This is a genomic window from Dactylosporangium cerinum, assembly GCF_042653625.1.
In the GTDB taxonomy this organism is placed as follows: domain Bacteria; phylum Actinomycetota; class Actinomycetes; order Mycobacteriales; family Micromonosporaceae; genus Dactylosporangium; species Dactylosporangium cerinum.
Window position 1 is genome coordinate 32,668 of record NZ_JBHSIU010000051.1, and the last position, 16,321, is coordinate 48,988.

The window sequence follows — 16,321 nt, forward strand, 5'->3', positions numbered from 1 at the left end:
GAGGGGGCCGTCGGTTCATCCGGCGGCCCCCTTCAATCTGCGGACCCCCTCCCGCAACTGCTCCGGCGCCGCAGCGGCGAACGTCAGCCGCAGATACGCGCCGTCGGGCTCCGCCGCGAACCACGGCCGGCCGGGAAACACCACCACCTGCAGCGCCGCCGCCGCGTTGGTCACGGCGACGTCGTCGGCGCCCTCGGGCAGCCGTCCCCACACGTGCAGCCCTCCCGCAGGAGCCAGAGCCAACTGCAGCGTCGGTACGTCCACCGCCAGCGCCTCCAGCAGCGCATCGCGGCGGGCCCGCAGCGCCACCCGCAGGGCCTTGAGGTGCCGGGCCCAGGCCGGCGACGTCACCAGGTCCAGGGCCGCCTGTTGCAACGGGCCGGAGACGAAGAAGTCGTCGAGGACCCGCGCCGCGCGCAACCGGGCCCCGGCCGCACCGCGGGCCCCGATCGCCGCGACCCGCAGCCCCGGCGCGGCGGACTTCGTGAGCGAGCGCAGATACACCACGTGCCCGTGCGGGTCGTCGGCGACGAGGGGCCGCGGGGGATCGCCGTCGATCGCCAGGTCCCGGGCGTAGTCGTCCTCGAGCAGGAACGCGCCCGCCGCCCGGACCGCCGCCAGCACGTCCGGCCGGCGGGCCGCGGACAGGGTCGCGCCGTGCGGGTTCGCATACAGCGGCTGGCAGTAGAACAGCCGGGCGCCGGTGCGCTGGAACGCGGCCCGCAGCAGGTCCGGGCGCACGCCCTCGGCGTCGGTGGGCACCGGCACGACCCGGAGCCCGGCGGCGCGGGCGGCGGCGAGCGCGCCGAGGTAGGTCGGCGCCTCCACCAGGATCGCGTCGCCGGGCGCGCACAGGGCCCGGAACGCGGTCGACAGCGCCGACTGCCCGCCGGGGCAGACGGTCATGTCCTCGGCCCGCAGCGCACCGCCGGCCGTGCGGGCGAACCAGGCCCGCAGGTCCTCGCGCCCCTCGACCGGCCCGCGCCCCCACGAGGCGGGCTGGCGGGCGGCCCGGGCGAGCGCCGCGCCGAGCACCGCGACCGGCTGCAGGTCCGGTTCGAGATAGCCGCTGGACAGCGGGATCATGCCGGGCCGGGGGACGGCGAGCAGTGCCTGCATCGCGTCCTCGCCGGGCGGCCGGGCGCCGAGCGCGATCGACTGCCAGCTGAGATCCTGCGGCCCGGCGGCGGGCGCCCGGCGCTGGACGAACGTGCCGCGGCCGGGCTGCGCGTCCAGGACCCCCTCGGCGGTCAGCGTGCGGATCGCCCGGGTCACGGTCACCGGCGAGGCCTGGTGGCGGGCGCTGAGCTCGCGCACCGTCGGCAGCCGCGATCCCGGTGCCGCCACGCTGGCCGCCGCCCGGAGATCTTGGATAACGCGGGCCGCTGCGTTATCGTCATTCATGAGAGACAAGAATAGCGTTACTGCGCCGAAGGCGATAACGGGCGTGGTTCTGGGCCTGCTGGGGGTCCTGTCGTTCAGCATGTCGCTGCCGGCCACCCGGGTCGCCGTCGGCGACCTCGACCCCTGGTTCGTCGCGTTCGGCCGTGCCGTCGGCGCCGGACTGCTCGCGCTGGCGTACCTCGCGGTCACCCGCGCGCCCCGCCCCACGCCCGCGCAGTGGCGGCGGCTCGCGGTCGTCGCGCTCGGCGTGGTCGTCGGCTTCCCGCTCTTCACGTCCCTCGCCCTCGTCACGAGCACCGCGTCGCACGGCGCCGTGGTCATCGCGCTGCTGCCCGCCATCACCGCCGGCTTCGCCGTCCTGCGCAGCGGCGAGCGCCCGTCGCCGGCGTTCTGGATCGCCGGGGGTGCCGGGCTCACCGCGGTGCTGGTGTTCCTCGTCGCCAGCGGCGCGGTGCACGGGTCCGTCGGGCCCGCCGACCTGTTCCTGCTCGTCGCGGTCGCCCTGTGCGGCCTGGGCTACGCCGAGGGCGGCGCGCTTGCCCGCGACCTCGGCGGCGCCCGCACCATCTGCTGGGCCCTCGTGCTGTCGCTGCCGGTCACGGTCGCGGTGACGGTGATCTCCGTCGCGCACCAGCCGCCGCACGCGTCCGCGGCGGCCTGGACCGGCTTCACCTACGTGACCCTGATCTCGATGTTCCTCGGCTTCTTCGCCTGGTATGGAGGGCTCGCCCGGGGCGGTGTCGCGAAGATCGGCCAGCTCCAGCTCTCCCAGCCGGTGCTGACCCTCGCCTGGTCGGCGCTGCTGCTGCACGAGTCCGTCCCGCCGGGCGCGATCACCGCCGCCGTCGCGGTCCTGGTGTGCGTCGCGCTCACGCAGCGGCTGCGCGCCGCTACCGTCGCGCGCCCGATTGATGACATTGGCCGGTACGCGACTGATCTTCGCTGAACCGGGCACCAGCATCACCGCGTGAAGAAAGTCTTCCTCATCCTCGGAATCATCGCGGGCTCGCTGCTGCTGCTGTGTTGCGGCGGCGGCGTGGCCCTGTACTTCCTTGCTGACACCTCATACACCAAACCCGCCGACGCCTGCGCCACGGTCACCGGCGCCCAGGGCGTCTCCGCCTTCGGGACCGTCAAGGACAAGCAGCCGAAGGACACCACGGCCTTCGGTCGCACCTACGGCGGCTGCGTCGTCTCCTTCGAGGCGACCGGCACGCTCACCGTCATGATCGACGTGCCGTCGTCGGGGTCCGACGTGCGGACCCACTACGACGCGGTGAAGAAGCTCGCGCTCGGGTCCACCAGCGCGGGCGCCACCGTGGTGGACGTCGACGGCATCGGCACGAAGGCGTTCGCGATGTACACCACCGCCGGCGGCGCCCTCATGTACGAGCTCGACTTCTACGACGGCAACCTCTACATCAGCCTGAACATCACCGCACCGGCCGGCACCACGCTCACCCCCGACAAGGTCCGCGGCGACTTCCTCACCATCGGCACGTCGATGATGTCGGCCCTGGAGAGCACGTCGTCGGGGAGCGACTGGGACGACTGACGGACTACGTTGGACAGCGTGCGTATCGCGTTCGCCGCAGACGACTCCAACGAGACCACCGCGGCCGTCGTCCGGCACCTCACCGAGCACCATGAGGTGCTGGACGTCGCCGCGCCCGGCGCGCCCTGGCCGGACCTCGGCACCGCCGTCGGCCGGGCCGTCGTCGACGGCCGCGCGGACCTCGGCGTCGTGATGTGCTGGACCGGCACCGGCACGGCGATCGCCGCCAACAAGGTGCCGGGCGTGCGGGCGGCGCTCGCCTGGGACCCGTGGATCGCCCGCGGCGCCCGGCTCTGGAACGCCGCGAATGTCCTCGCGATGAGCCTCAAGCGGCTCGCGCCCGACGTCGCGGTTGAGGTCCTCGCCGCGTTTCTCGCCGTCGAGGACCCCGACCCCGCAGAGGCGGACAACATCGCGTCGCTCGACTGAGTGACCGGTCGGCCCCTTAATCGAAGCGTGACCTGAACCGCCGCAACCGCATCGCGGTGCCCGAGGTCTTTGCTCAATGAACGGCGACGCACATCGCCGTCATGCGAGCAGCTTCGTAGCCCCGTACAGACGACTCGACGACCCACACGGTGGGCGCGGTGCATGCCCGCGCCTGTCCACAGTAGAGGGTCCATCGTGGACGCCTGGCGATGCGTGCTGCCCGTGTGCCGAAACGCCGTCCACGACCGCACAGTCGTGGCATCCGGGAAGGTTCAACACACGTGAATATCAGAACAGGTGCGCTGGTGGCCGGGGCGGTCACCGCGACGCTTGTGCTGTCCGCCTGTGGCAGCGGCTCAAGCAGCAACAATAGCAGCAAGGACAACACGCAGAAAGGTGCCAGCGGGTTCAACGCGGCGATCACCGGCGTGGTCAACCCTTCGGACAAGAAGGGCGGCACGCTCAAGCTCACCAACCACGACAACCCCGACTCCTACGACCCGGTGCGCGCGTGGTACGCGAACATCTGGAACTTCATGAAGGGGTACTACGTCCGCACGCTGGTGACCAACCAGGCCAAGCCCGGCGCCGACGGCCTCGTGCTCACCCCCGACATGGCCACGGACCTGCCGAAGATCGAGGACGGCGGCAAGAAGTACACCTTCACCCTGCGCGACGGGCTGAAGTTCGAGGACGGCTCGCCCATCACATCCAAGGACGTCAAGTACGGCATCGAGCGCGTGTTCGCCTCCGACGTGCTGTCCGGCGGCCCGAGCTACCTCGTCGACGTGCTCGACCAGGGCCAGAAGTACCCGGGGCCGTACAAGGACGCCGACCCCGACAAGCTGGGCCTCCGGTCGGTGCAGACGCCCGACGACAAGACCATCGTGTTCACGCTCAAGGAACCACTGAGCGACTTCACCTACCTGCTCGCGATGCCGGGTGCCGGCCCCGTGCCGAAGGCGAAGGACAAGGGCGAGCAGTACGCGAACCACCCGGTCTCCTCCGGACCGTACAAGTTCGAGTCCTACGACGAGGGCAAGAAGGCCGTCCTGGTGCGCAACGACCAGTGGGACCCGAAGACCGACCCGATCCGCAAGGCGCTGCCCGACCGCGTCGAGGTCACCTTCGGCACCGCCGTCGAGGAGATCGACAACCAGCTGCTGGCCGGCGACGTCGACCTCAACCTCGCGCAGACCGGCGTCCAGCAGGGTTCGCAGCCGAAGATCCTGCTCAACCCCGAGGTGAAGAAGTACGCGGACGCGCCGACCACCGGCTTCCTGCGCTACTTCGCCATCAACACGAAGGTCGCACCGTTCGACAACATTCACTGCCGCAAGGCCGTGGTGTACGCCACTGACAAGATCACGCTGCAGACGGCCCGCGGCGGCCCCGAGGCCGGCGGCGAGATCGCCACCAACATGATCCCGCCGACCATCGCCGGCCACGACCCGAACCTCGACCCGCTGAACACCAAGTCGGGCAAGCCGCAGATCGACAAGGCCAAGGAGGAGCTGGCCCTGTGCGGCAAGAAGGACGGCTTCGACACGGTCATCGCCACCCGGAACTCCGGCAAGGAGCCGAAGACGGCCGAGGCCCTGCAGGCCGCGATGAAGAGCATCGGCATCAACGCCCGCCTCGACCCGAGCGATGCCTCGCTCTACTTCCGGTCCACCGTCGGCGCGCCGTCCAACACCCACAGCAAGGGCTACGGCCTGATCATGGCCGGCTGGGGCGCCGACTTCCCGACCCCGGCGGGCTTCCTCCAGGTGCTCGTCGACGGCCGGCTGATCCTGCCCAGCGGCAACCAGAACCTCGAGGAGCTCGACAACCCAGAGATCAACAAGCTCATCGACCAGGCCAGGGCGGAGTCCGACCCGAAGAAGTCCGCCGAGATCTGGGGCCAGGTCAACAAGCTCGTCATGGACGAGTCGGTGCTGGTGCCGTTCACCGTCGACAAGGCGCTCAACTACCGCAACCCGCGGCTCACCAACGTCTTCATCAGCCAGTACTACGGCATGGTGGACTTCGGCAGCCTCGGGGTGAGCTGACCGCACCGGGAATGCCCGGGTTGACGAGGGACTTCCCGGGCATGCGGTGACGCTCGCGGCCGCCTTGCCTCCTTGGGGTGGCCGCGAGTCGTCCGGCCCGGATCCGTGCCCGTCGGATCCGGGCCGCGGTGCTGTCGTCGTCGCTCAGTAGGCGATGTTGACGCGGCGGTGGATGTGGGTGTCGTCGCGGACGGACTTCAGCATCGCGTCGGCGACGTCGGCCCGGGACAGCGTCCGTCCACCGTGGACGTTGCGGTCGACGACCGTCCGGTATGGACGGTGGCCGCCGTCGGTGAGCCGGGGCGGGCTGATCAGCGTCCAGTCCAGGCCGCTGGCCCGCAGGACCCGCTCCGCCTCGGCGAGATCGTCGAAGCCTTCCTTCAGGACCCGCTGCAGCAGCGGCTTCGCCACCGCACGCATGAGCAGGCTGTCGCCGCGGTCGGCGACCCGCCCCGCCGCGTCGACCGACACGATGCGCCGCACGCCCGTCGCCCGCATCGCGGCGACCGCGGCCCGTGCCCCGTCCGCCTGCACGGTGGCGGGGCCGCCCTTGCGGCGCCCGAGTGCGGTGAGCACGGCGTCCCGGCCCGCGACGGCTCCTTCGAGGCCCGCGGCATCCTCCAGTGTCGCGCGGACCACGGTCGCGCCCGGCACGTCGTAGTCGCGCCGGACCACCGCCGTCATCTCATAGCCCAGCCGCAGTCCCTGCTCGACGAGGTGCCGCCCGATCCCGCCGGTCGCTCCGAACACGGTCACCTTCATGTCGTCCCCTCGGTGGTGAGTGAGCACTTACTAACCACTATGATGGTGGGTGAGTGTTCACTAACTTGTCAAGGGAGCCGGCTTGGCCACGCGTGAGGTGATCCTGGACGCCGCCGCCTCGGTGCTGCGGACCCGGGGACTGGCCAACTCCACCACCAAGGAGATCGCCCGCGCCGCCGGCTACTCGGAGGCCACGCTCTACAAGCACTTCCGCGACAAGATCGAGCTGATGGTGGCGGTCCTGCACGAGCGCGGCCCGCAGTTCATCCCGATGCTGCAGACCATGTCCGACCGGGTCGGCACCGGCACCGTCCGGGACATCCTCACCGAGCTGGCCACCGTCGCGATCGGCTTCTACCGCGACGGCTTCCCGATGTTCGCCTCGATCTTCTCCGACCCGGCGATCCTCAACGCCCACCGCGACCGGCTCCGCGCCCAGAACCTCGGCCCCCACCGCGCCAACGACGGCCTGGTCGACTACCTGCGCGCCGAGCAGCGCCTCGGCCGCATCACCCCGGACGCCGACCTGGAGGCGATCGCCGGCCTGCTGCTCGGCGCCTGCTTCCAGCTCGCCTTCATCGGCCACTTCGCCGACCACCGCGCCGACCTCGAGTCCGCCACCGCCTTCGTCGCCCAGCTCCGCCTGTAGCGCCGCGCTGCCTGGAGCGCCGCGCCGCCGCCGGCCCGGCCCGGCGCGGAAGCCGGTCAGTAGCGCAGGATCAGGGCGATCCGGCCGTCCGTGGCGAGGCTGCCGTCGCCGACGAAGGTGACGTCGCCGCCCTGGCGGGCGACCTGTTCGACCACGTCGTCGACGGCGTCGTCGACGAGGGTGCCGGCCGGAGCGCTGGTCGGCTGCTGCTCGGCGGGGTGCAGGTGGTCGTCGTGGATCCAGGCGGGGCTGTGGTAGTCCTCCTCGACCAGCAGGTGCGCGCCGCGGCCCTGGCAGGCCAGTTGCCACACCTCGGGCAGGCCGGCGGCGTAACGGTTCGCGCCGCGGGCAACGTCGAGGTGTTCCAGGGCGGCGATCTGCTCGAAGGCCTGATACGCGGCGAGGTGCGGGGCCAGGATGCGGTGCAGGTCGTGCGGGCCGGCGTGGTCGTAGTTGCCGGGGACCGTGCCGGCGATCGCCGCGGTCCATTCGGCGCTGAAGAAGGCCAGGTAGCGCTCGACGCCGAGGACGAAGACCGGCCGGGTGTCGAGGGCGTCGACCTGGGTGAGGCCGGTGACGATGTCGCGGAAGAACTGGCGGTGCCGCTCGTCGCGGTGGGCGCTGGGGTTCTGGCCGTAGTCGCGGGGCAGGCCCTGGGTGCCGCCAGGGCCCTCGTGGGTGAACGGGAAGCCGTGCGAGGTCACCTCGACGAGGGTGCTGCCGTCGCCGCTCCACAGCCGGGTCGGCTGCTCGGACAGCACCAGCGCCCAGTACCGGTGGCGGCGGGCCGCGTCGGCGACGACGTCGCGGATCTCGTAGGTGTCGGCCACGACGACCCGCTCGTGGACCGGGGTCTCCAGCAGGCGGACGTGCACCTGCCCGGGCGAGGCGAACAGCGCCAGCCCCTCGCCCACCTGCCGCAGGTCGACGTGTGCGGCGGCCTCGGCGATCTCGTCGTACACCGCGGCGGCGACGTCGGCGGGCACCCCCTCGTCCGCCTCGAGGCGGCGGCGGGTCTCCGTGAGGAGGTTCCGCAGCCGGATCGGATCCTGCTGGTTGTCGGGCGGCGTCTTGTGCGTCGGCATCAGCAGGGACACCGCCGGGTAGCCGCTCGGCGTCAGGGTGGCCAGATCCTTCACCGTCATGCGCCCACGGTTGCTCGGTAGGCGGCGCGCTGGCTCACCCGTACCATATGAAAACGGGTCAAAAGGTGAAAAGGCGGCCGCTGAGCGCGCCGGGTCGCGCCGTGCCGGCGAGCCGGTGCATGCCGACCCGGAAGCGGGCGTCTTCGGGGGCGGTGAAGGACAGCTCGGTGAAGCCGTGCTCGGCGAACAGTGCCCGGATCTCCTGCGCCGGCTCGGATCCGCCGTCGCCGCGGGCCCGGGTCCAGATCACGATGCCACCCGCGACGAGCAGGGTCGGCAGCGCGGCGATGGTGCGCCGGACGTCGTCGGCGCTGACGTTGCCGAAGACCCCGCAGGCCAGCAGGACGTGCGCGGGCCACACGTCGAGGTAGGTGTCGGCCTGGCCGGCGTCGGCGGTGCGGATCTCCACCCCGGACAGGCCGAGGTCGTCGGCGGTCTCGCGGGCCCGCCGGGCCAGGGTCGGGTCGAGCTCCACCAGCAGCGCCCGGACCCGGCGGTCGTGTTCGGCGATGACCGGCAGCACGTCGCGGCCCTCGCCGGCGCAGATGCTGAGCACCCGCCGCGTGCCGTCGGGCTCGGCCGGCGAGGTGCCCAGCGCCCGGCGCAGGTCCCGTCGCACGACCTCGAGGCGGCGATCGAGTGCGGAGCCCGGCGTGTCGTATTCCTGGTGCCAACGGACCCAGTCTCTGTTCACCGCGCCATTCAACCAGGACAGGCATGGTGTGGATGGCCCTATATTGACAGCCATTGAAGCATGTGGCTTGAATTCCAACGATGACGACAGCGGTCGTGGTGGAGTTCAGCGGCAGCCGGAGCGGGGTCAGCGCGCTGAGCTGGGGACAGGTCGCGATCTGGCGGGCGATCCAGCGGATGGTCCCCGACGACGCGGCGCTCAACATGAGCTGGGTCACCGACCTGGAGGGCGAGGGCATCTCCACCGGGACGCCGTTGTCGCGGATCACCGACACCGTCCGCACGGTCATGGAACGGCACGAGTCGTTGCGCACCAGGGTCCGTGCCGACGCGGACGGCGCACCGCGGCAGGTCCTCGCCGCGGCCGGCACGATCGAGGTCCAGGTCGTCGACGCGACCGCCGGGACCGCCACCGCGGCGGCGAAGGCGCTGCAGGAGCGGCTGACGCAGCCGGCGTACGACTACCCGCACGAGTGGCCGCTGCGGGTCGGCGCGGTGCGGGTCGGCGACGTCGTCACCCACGCCGTGTTCGGCATCTGCCACCTGGTCACCGACCGCGGAGGGCTGACCGCCCTCGTCCGCGACGTCGTGCTGGGCCTGCGCGGCGAGCCCCTCGCGGATTCGTCGGACCGGCAGCCCTACGACCAGGCCCTGCACCAGCAGTCGCCAGCCGGCCGGCGGCAGAGCGCCAAGGCGCTGCGGTACTGGCGTCGGCACCTGGAAACCGTGCCGTTGCAACGGTTCCCGGACGCCGTCGGGTCGCCGGCGGGCGAGCCGCCGTTCTGGTCCGCGACGCTGAGCTCGCCCGCCGGGGACCTCGCCGTCACCGCGCTCGCCGGCCGGGAGCAGGTCAGCACCTCGGCCGTCATCCTCGCCGCCGCCGCCGTGCAACTGGCCCGGCAGACCGACATGCAGAAGGCGGTGCTGCAGGTGATCGTCAGCAACCGCTTCCGGCCCGGCCTCGCCGGCTCGGTCGGCCCCGCGTCGCAGGATGGCCTGTGCGTGGTGGACACCGGCGCCGGGGACCTGCCGGCGGTCATCCAGGACGCGATGCGGGCGTCGCTGCAGGCGTACCTGCACGCCCAGTACGACCCGGCCGAGCTCGACGAGCTCCTGGCGGACGTCGGGGCCGCGCGCGGCGGCGAGGTCGACCTGTCGGTGTCGTTCAACGACCGCCGGTTCGACGCGCAGACCCCGGTCGCCGCCGGCGGGGACGTGACGCCCGCCGCGATCGAGGCGCTGCTGCCGGCGACGACCCTGCGCTGGGAGCGGGTCGAGCACTACGGTGCCCGCTATTTCCTGCACGTCAACGCGGTGCCCGGCAGCATGGACCTGACGCTGTTCGCGGACACGACGGTGCTGCCGGCGGCCGCGGTCGAGGAGCACCTGCGCGGCATCGAGGCGCTCGTGGTGGAAGCCGCCGGCAAAATTGTCGTGGGGACCCTGTCGATCTGAGGCCCCACCGTTCGTCGTGAGCACGACAGCGACACGGACGGAAGGGGTGTGGTCGTGAAGTACCTGATGATGGTCGTCGCCGACGGCAAGGCCAGCGAGGACCCGACCAGCGACGACATCGTCGCGTGGGTGAAGGAGATGGACGACAGGGGCATCCGGCTGTTCGGCAACCGGGTGGTGTCTCCGGACGAGGCGACGACCGTGCAGGTCCGCGACGGTGAGGTGCTGCTCACCGACGGCCCGTACGCGGAGACCAGGGAACAGATGGCGGGCTTCGACATCATCGAGTGCACCGACCTCGACCAGGCGATCGAGGTCGCGGCGCAGCACCCGATGGCCCGCCACGGCCGGATCGAGGTGCGGCCGTTCTGGCAGGAGTGAGGGAGCTCCTCGCCGCCGTCTACGCCGAGGAATGGGGCCGGATCGTGGCGACACTGATCCGGTCCACCGGCGACTGGGACCTCGCCGAGGAGTGCGCCCAGGACGCCTTCGCCCAGGCGCTCGCGCGCTGGCCCGTCGACGGGGTGCCGCGGCGGCCCGGCGCCTGGCTCACCACCACCGCCCGCAACCGGGCGCTCGACCGGCTGCGCCGCGACGCCGTCGAGGCCGGAAAACTGCGGGAGGTCGCGATGTCGATGCCGGAAGCCGATCCCTGGGACGAGCCCGACGCCGTGCCGGACGACCTGCTGCGGCTGGTCTTCACCTGCTGCCATCCGGCGCTGTCGCTGGAGACGCGGGTGGCGCTGACCCTGCGCAGCCTCACCGGGCTCAGCACGGCGGAGATCGCGCGGGCGTTCCTGGTGCCGGAGCGCACCATGGCGCAGCGCCTGGTGCGTGCCAAGAACAAGATCCGCCGGTCCGCGATCCCGTTCCGGGTGCCGCCCGCGCACCTGCTGCCGGAGCGGCTCGAGGCGGTCCTCGCCGTGGTGTACCTGCTGTTCAACGAGGGCTACGCGGCGACCGGCGGCGAGGTGCTCATCCGGGGTGGCCTCAGCGCCGAGGCGATCCGGCTCGGCCGGGTCCTGGCCGCGCTGATGCCCGACGAACCCGAGGTGCACGGCCTGCTCGCGCTGATGCTGCTGCACGAGGCCCGCCGCCCCGCCCGCCTGGACGCCGGCGGGGACCTGGTGCCGCTCGAGGAGCAGGACCGCACCACCTGGGATCACCCGCGGATCGAGGAGGGCCTGGCGATCCTCGACCGGGTGCTGCGCCGGCGCCGGGCCGGCCGCTACCAGGTGCAGGCGGCGATCGCGGCGTGTCACGCGTCCGCGCGCCGCGCCGAGGAGACCGACTGGCCGCAGATCAGCCTGCTGTACGGGCAACTCATCCGCCTCGTCCCGGGGCCGGTCGTGGAGCTGAACCGGGCGGTCGCGGTGGCGATGGCCGACGGGCCCGCGGCCGGGCTGGCGCTCGTCGACGCGCTGCGTGACGACGGTCACCTCACCGGATATCACCTGCTGCCGGCGACCCGGGCGGATCTGCTGCGCCGGCTCGGGCGGCGGGAGGAGGCTGTGGTGGCATACCGTGAGGCGCTGTCGATCGTCGGCACGGACGCGGAGCGGCGATACCTCGCCAGGAGACTTGAGGAACTCGCTTAGTCAAGTTACCGGCGCGTGCCGTGAGGTTGATCACCAGCCATTGGTTGATCTTGCCTGATGTGCAAGTTTCAACTCTTGAACACCTGGAATGTGCAAGGTCACGGGGACCTTCACAGGAAAGGAGGTGATCGAGTGAGACGGATCAACCCGAAAGGGAGACCCGAGCACGAGCGCGCGGTGGCCGTGCTGCGAGCCTCGTATGCGGCGGTGCCGGACGGCAGCCCGGTCCGCTTGGCCAAGAAGACATCCAACCTGTTCCGCCCGAGATCCGCGGCCGGACCGGCCGGCCTCGACGTCAGCGGCCTCGACGGCGTCATCGAGATCGACCCCCTGGCGATGACCGCCGACGTGCAGGGCATGTGCACGTACGAGGATCTCGTCGACGCGACCCTGCCGCACGGACTCATGCCGCTGGTCGTGCCGCAGCTGCGCACCATCACGCTCGGCGGCGCCGTCACCGGCCTCGGCATCGAGGCCACCTCGTGGCGGCACGGACTGCCGCACGAGTCGGTGATCGAGCTCGACATCCTCACCGGCGCCGGTGAGGTTGTCACGGCCCGGCCCGACAACGAGCACGCTTCGTTGTTCGCCGCGTTCCCCAACTCGCTGGGCAGTCTCGGGTATGCCACCCGGCTGCGCATCGAGCTGCAGCCCATCACCCCGCAGGTGGCGCTGCGCAACATCCGCTTCGACGACGTCGGGGACCTCCTCGAAGCCGTCGGTGAGGTGATGCGCACCGGGCACTGGGACGGCGAGGACGTCGACGTCATGGACGGCGTCGTGTTCCGCCCGGAGGAGTCCTACCTGGTGCTGGGCCGCTTCGGCGGCACCGGCACCACGAGCGACTACACCGGGCAGTCGATCTACTACCAGTCGCTGCGGTCCAAGGCGACCGACCACCTCACCGCCTACGACTACCTGTGGCGGTGGGACACCGACTGGTTCTGGTGCTCGGCCGCGTTCGGCGCGCAACAGCCGCTCCTGCGGAGGTTGTGGCCGACCCGGCTGCGCCGCAGCGACGTCTACCACCGCATCGTGCGGCTGGAGAACCGCTACGGCGTCGCTGCGAAGGTCGACCGCTGGCGGGGCAACCCCGACCGGGAGCGGGTGGTGCAGGACGTCGAGCTGCCACTGGCCCTGACCGGGAAGTTCCTGGAGTGGTTCACCGACAACGTGCCGATGGCACCGATCTGGCTGTGCCCGTTGCGCCTGCGCTCCGGCACCGCCTGGCCCCTCTACCCGATGCACGCGGGCGAGCCCTACGTGAACGTCGGATTCTGGGGCACGGTGCCGATCGTGCCCGGCGCCGCCGACGGCGACGTCAACCGGGCCATCGAGGCAAAGGTGTCCGAGTTCGGCGGCCACAAGTCGCTGTACTCCGACGCGTACTACGACCGGGAAACCTTCGACCGGCTCTACGGTGCCACCGCGTACCGCGTCGCGAAGGACCGCTACGACCCAGACCACAGATTGACCGACCTCTACGACAAGGTAGTGGGGCGACGATGACCATCACCAACAAGCGTTCCTCGGCGCCGCGGCAGCGGCCGCCGATGCCCACCGTCGCGGACATCGTCCGCGCCGTCACGACGAGCGAGCCGGCCGTGCGCGTCACCGCGTACGACGGCAGCGCGGTCGGACCCGCCACGGCGACGATCGGCCTGCACGTCGCCTCCGAACGCGGGTTGTCCTACCTGCTCACCGCCCCCGGTGACCTCGGCATGGCCCGTGCGTACGTGACGGGCGACCTCGAACTGCGCGGCGTGCACCCCGGCGACCCGTACGAGGCACTCAAGGCCCTCGACGGCCTCGAGCTGCGCATGCCGTCACCAGCCGACGCCCTCCGGCTGGTCCGCGGCCTCGGCTGGGAGCGGCTGCGTCCGCCGCCACCTCCGCCGCAGGAGCACACCCCCAACTGGAAGCGGACCCTGCAGGGCCTGCGCCACGGCCGAGGCCGCGACGCCGAGGCCATCCACCACCACTACGACGTCTCCAACGCCTTCTACGAGAAGGTGCTCGGCCCGTCGATGACCTACACCTGCGCGGTGTTCCGCTCGCCGAGCGACACCCTCGAGCAGGCCCAGTCCAACAAGTACGACCTGGTCGCCGGCAAGCTCGCGCTCAAGCCCGGCATGCGGCTGCTCGACGTCGGCTGCGGCTGGGGCGGCATGGTCCGGCACGCGGCCCGCGAGTACGGCGTCAAGGCCCTCGGCGTGACCCTGTCGCGGGAGCAGGCCGCGTGGGCGCAGGCGGCGATCGAACGCGAGGGCCTGGGTCACCTCGCCGAGGTCCGCCACCTGGACTACCGCGACGCGCCCCTGGAGCACTTCGACGCGATCAGCTCCATCGGCCTCACCGAGCACATCGGGCTGCGCAACTACCCGCGGTACTTCAAGACGCTGCGGGACCGGCTCAAGCCCGGCGGCCGGCTGCTCAACCACTGCATCACCCGCGCCGACAACCGCACCTCGCACCGCACCGGCGCGTTCATCGACCGGTACGTCTTCCCGGACGGCGAGCTCGCCAGCCCCGGCAAGCTCGTCAGCGCGGTGCACGACGCGGCGTTCGAGGTGCAGCACGAGGAGAACCTGCGGATGCACTACTCGCACACCCTCGCCGGGTGGAACCGCAACCTCGTCGAGCACTGGGACGCCTGCGTCGACGAGGTCGGCCTCGGCACGGCGCGGGTGTGGGGGCTGTACATGGCCGGCTCCCGGTTCGCCTTCGAACGCAACCAGATCCAGCTGCACCAGATCCTGGGCACGAAGACCACCCGCCTGGGCGACTCCTCCTACCCGCTGCGGCCCGACTGGACCGCCTGACCTCTGAAAACAAGGCGCCTCTGAAAGGCGCCTTGTTTTTGGGACAATGTATCTGCTAGAAATATCTGCCAGATACATGAGGTGGTCATGAGTAGATCCAGCCAGACGCAGGTGGCGGTCCTGGGCGGGTTGAGCGTCGAGCCGATGACGGCCTACGCGTTGCGCGAGGCGATCCGGGACGTGCTCGGACATTTCTGGAGCGAGAGCTTCGGCCAGATCTACCCCACGCTGCAGGCCCTCGAGGACGCGGGCCACGTGGAGCGCCGGGGCGGTGCCAGGGCCCGCTCGTCGGTCTTCGCCATCACCAGGTCCGGCGAGGCCCGGCTGATCGAGCTCCTGAACGAACCCGTCCAGGAGAGCCCACCGCGAAATGGGCTGCTGCTGCGGCTCTTCTTCGGCCGCGTGCTCGGCCGGGACCGGTGCCGGGAGCTGCTGCAGTCGGCCCGGGACGCCGCCTCGTCGCAGCTCGCCGAATACGAGCAGCTCCTCGCGGGGCTGCAGGCTGCGGAGGGCGACACGCCCGACTGGCCGTTCATCCGCATGACCGTCCTCGCCGGGATCCATCACGCCCGGGCAGCGGTCGCCTGGGCCGACGAATGCCTCGACACCCTGCAGGGGGAGCAATGACCCGGGCCCGGCGCAACTTCGTCCTCTTCGCCGTCGCGGTCGCCGGCGCCGGCTGGCTCGGCGTCGCCGCCGACCTGGCCGGTGGCGCCGAGCTGGCCAACGACGCCGCCTTCAGCGACAGCGGCGGCACCCCCGGCATGCTGGTGTTCATCCTCGGCCCCGTGGTCACCGCGGTCGTGCTCTTCTTCGCCTCCCGCGACGGCGCCGGACCCCTGGGCCTCACCCTCCGGTTCCCGCATCGCACCCGCTGGTTCACCGCCGCCCTGCTGCTGTATCCGGTGATCACCGCCGTCAGCGTCGGCGCCGGCCTCGCCGTGGGCGCGGTGACGTTCTCCTGGACGGGCAGCGAACCGCTGGTCGCCGCGTTCCTCACCGTCTTCGCGGTCCAAGTGATCAAGAATCCGATCGAGGAGTTCATTTTCCGCGGGTACGGCACGCGCACGGCCATGGCGCTCAGCCTGCCCAGCCGCCTGGCACCGCACCTGCTGGTCGGGGTCGTGTGGTCGGCGTGGCACCTGCCGCTCTACCTGATGTGGACCTCTGCCGCCGACATGCGCCTCGTGACGTCGCTGTCGTGGCCGCTCTTCCTGGTGCTGATGTTCGCCGGCCTCACCGCGGCCGCCGTGCTCTATGGTGAGGTCAGGGTCCGCACCGGCTCGATCTGGCCGGGCGTCGTCCTGCACAGCATGACCAACGCGATCGCGACCCCGCTGGTCGTCAACGGCCACCTCGGCTTCACCGGCCACGCCGACGCGCTGTTCTCCCCGATCGCCAGCTCGGTCGTGGTGATGGTGCTCTTCGGCGCGCTCGGCCTGCTCCTGGTGTCCGGTCGCCGGCCCGACCAGGCGCCGGCTCCGCGGCCCGAGCGTGACCCAGCGGTGGTGCTGACCACCCTGCACGAGGCTCACGGCGAGTTCCCAGGATAAGTCCAGTTTTGGCGGAGGTGCGTTGTGCAAGGTGGACACCATGAGTGACGAGGACCGCCAGTGGAGCGCACCGCCCACCGCCGCACATCCCGCGACGCCGGGCCAGCCGCCGGGTGCGCACAGCTCGCCGGAGACCTCTGAACTCCCGCAGGCCTCCGGGCCGCCCGCCTCCACGCCGCACGCCGCCGCGCCCGCGCCGCACGCC

Annotated in this window: 16 protein-coding genes; 12 read left to right on the forward strand and 4 right to left on the reverse strand. The window is 71.5% G+C overall.

The genetic code is table 11. The features are described 5' to 3' along the window. Positions 1 to 15: 15 nt before the first annotated feature. Positions 16 to 1,404, reverse strand: a complete 1,389-nt coding sequence (locus ACFPIJ_RS36860; RefSeq protein WP_380122340.1) for an aminotransferase-like domain-containing protein — start codon at positions 1,402 to 1,404, stop codon at positions 16 to 18. Between ACFPIJ_RS36860 and ACFPIJ_RS36865 the strand changes: the two genes are divergently transcribed. From ACFPIJ_RS36865 to ACFPIJ_RS36880, 4 genes are all read left to right on the forward strand, one after another. Continuing rightward, on the forward strand, positions 1,403 to 2,350 hold the full coding sequence (locus ACFPIJ_RS36865; RefSeq protein ID WP_380122342.1) for a DMT family transporter: 948 nt from the start codon (positions 1,403 to 1,405) through the stop codon (positions 2,348 to 2,350). The two genes, ACFPIJ_RS36860 and ACFPIJ_RS36865, sit on opposite strands and share 2 nt — an antisense overlap. A gap of 21 nt (positions 2,351 to 2,371) precedes the next feature. Continuing rightward, on the forward strand, positions 2,372 to 2,959 hold the full coding sequence (locus tag ACFPIJ_RS36870) for a hypothetical protein (protein ID WP_380122344.1): 588 nt from the start codon (positions 2,372 to 2,374) through the stop codon (positions 2,957 to 2,959). Between the two features lie 18 nt (positions 2,960 to 2,977). Further along, on the forward strand, positions 2,978 to 3,388 hold the full coding sequence (locus ACFPIJ_RS36875) for an RpiB/LacA/LacB family sugar-phosphate isomerase (RefSeq protein ID WP_380122346.1): 411 nt from the start codon (positions 2,978 to 2,980) through the stop codon (positions 3,386 to 3,388). A gap of 281 nt (positions 3,389 to 3,669) precedes the next feature. Continuing rightward, positions 3,670 to 5,439, forward strand: coding sequence for an ABC transporter substrate-binding protein (locus ACFPIJ_RS36880; RefSeq protein WP_380122347.1), 1,770 nt, complete (start codon positions 3,670 to 3,672; stop codon positions 5,437 to 5,439). A gap of 144 nt (positions 5,440 to 5,583) precedes the next feature. Here ACFPIJ_RS36880 and ACFPIJ_RS36885 read toward each other — a convergent pair whose 3' ends face one another. Next, on the reverse strand, positions 5,584 to 6,201 hold the full coding sequence (locus ACFPIJ_RS36885) for an NAD(P)-dependent oxidoreductase (protein ID WP_380122349.1): 618 nt from the start codon (positions 6,199 to 6,201) through the stop codon (positions 5,584 to 5,586). A gap of 82 nt (positions 6,202 to 6,283) precedes the next feature. On the opposite strand from ACFPIJ_RS36885, the gene ACFPIJ_RS36890 reads away from it, so the two are divergent. After that, a complete protein-coding gene (locus ACFPIJ_RS36890; protein ID WP_380122351.1) occupies positions 6,284 to 6,850 on the forward strand; it encodes a TetR/AcrR family transcriptional regulator in 567 nt (188 codons plus the stop codon). A gap of 56 nt (positions 6,851 to 6,906) precedes the next feature. Here ACFPIJ_RS36890 and ACFPIJ_RS36895 read toward each other — a convergent pair whose 3' ends face one another. Together ACFPIJ_RS36895 and ACFPIJ_RS36900 are read right to left on the reverse strand one after the other, a co-directional pair. Then, a complete protein-coding gene (locus ACFPIJ_RS36895; RefSeq protein WP_380122353.1) occupies positions 6,907 to 7,995 on the reverse strand; it encodes a baeRF3 domain-containing protein in 1,089 nt (362 codons plus the stop codon). 58 nt (positions 7,996 to 8,053) lie between these two features. Next, on the reverse strand, positions 8,054 to 8,689 hold the full coding sequence (locus tag ACFPIJ_RS36900; protein WP_380122355.1) for a class I SAM-dependent methyltransferase: 636 nt from the start codon (positions 8,687 to 8,689) through the stop codon (positions 8,054 to 8,056). A gap of 80 nt (positions 8,690 to 8,769) precedes the next feature. Between ACFPIJ_RS36900 and ACFPIJ_RS36905 the strand changes: the two genes are divergently transcribed. The 7 genes from ACFPIJ_RS36905 (at position 8,770) to ACFPIJ_RS36935 (ending at position 16,116) form a co-directional block, all read left to right on the forward strand. Continuing rightward, entirely contained in the window at positions 8,770 to 10,143 is a 1,374-nt protein-coding gene (locus tag ACFPIJ_RS36905) for a condensation domain-containing protein (RefSeq protein WP_380122357.1), read from the forward strand. Between the two features lie 54 nt (positions 10,144 to 10,197). After that, positions 10,198 to 10,524 (forward strand): YciI family protein, encoded by a 327-nt coding sequence (locus ACFPIJ_RS36910; protein WP_380122359.1) that lies wholly within the window; start codon positions 10,198 to 10,200, stop codon positions 10,522 to 10,524. Then, the gene (locus ACFPIJ_RS36915) at positions 10,512 to 11,741 is read left to right on the forward strand and encodes an RNA polymerase sigma factor (protein WP_380122369.1); all 1,230 of its coding nucleotides are present in this window, start codon (positions 10,512 to 10,514) and stop codon (positions 11,739 to 11,741) included. The genes ACFPIJ_RS36910 and ACFPIJ_RS36915 overlap by 13 nt, the downstream gene beginning before the upstream one ends. Before the next feature lie 141 nt (positions 11,742 to 11,882). Continuing rightward, the gene (locus ACFPIJ_RS36920; protein ID WP_380122371.1) at positions 11,883 to 13,250 is read left to right on the forward strand and encodes an FAD-binding oxidoreductase; all 1,368 of its coding nucleotides are present in this window, start codon (positions 11,883 to 11,885) and stop codon (positions 13,248 to 13,250) included. Further along, positions 13,247 to 14,563: a class I SAM-dependent methyltransferase gene (locus ACFPIJ_RS36925; protein ID WP_380122361.1), complete on the forward strand. Its 1,317-nt coding sequence runs from the start codon at positions 13,247 to 13,249 to the stop codon at positions 14,561 to 14,563. Before ACFPIJ_RS36920 ends, ACFPIJ_RS36925 begins: the two co-directional genes overlap by 4 nt. 87 nt (positions 14,564 to 14,650) lie before the next feature. Continuing rightward, positions 14,651 to 15,190 carry a PadR family transcriptional regulator gene (locus ACFPIJ_RS36930; protein WP_380122363.1) on the forward strand — a complete coding sequence of 180 codons (540 nt, stop codon included), beginning with the start codon at positions 14,651 to 14,653 and terminating at the stop codon, positions 15,188 to 15,190. Further along, on the forward strand, positions 15,187 to 16,116 hold the full coding sequence (locus tag ACFPIJ_RS36935) for a CPBP family glutamic-type intramembrane protease (RefSeq protein WP_380122365.1): 930 nt from the start codon (positions 15,187 to 15,189) through the stop codon (positions 16,114 to 16,116). Before ACFPIJ_RS36930 ends, ACFPIJ_RS36935 begins: the two co-directional genes overlap by 4 nt. Positions 16,117 to 16,321 lie beyond the last annotated feature (205 nt).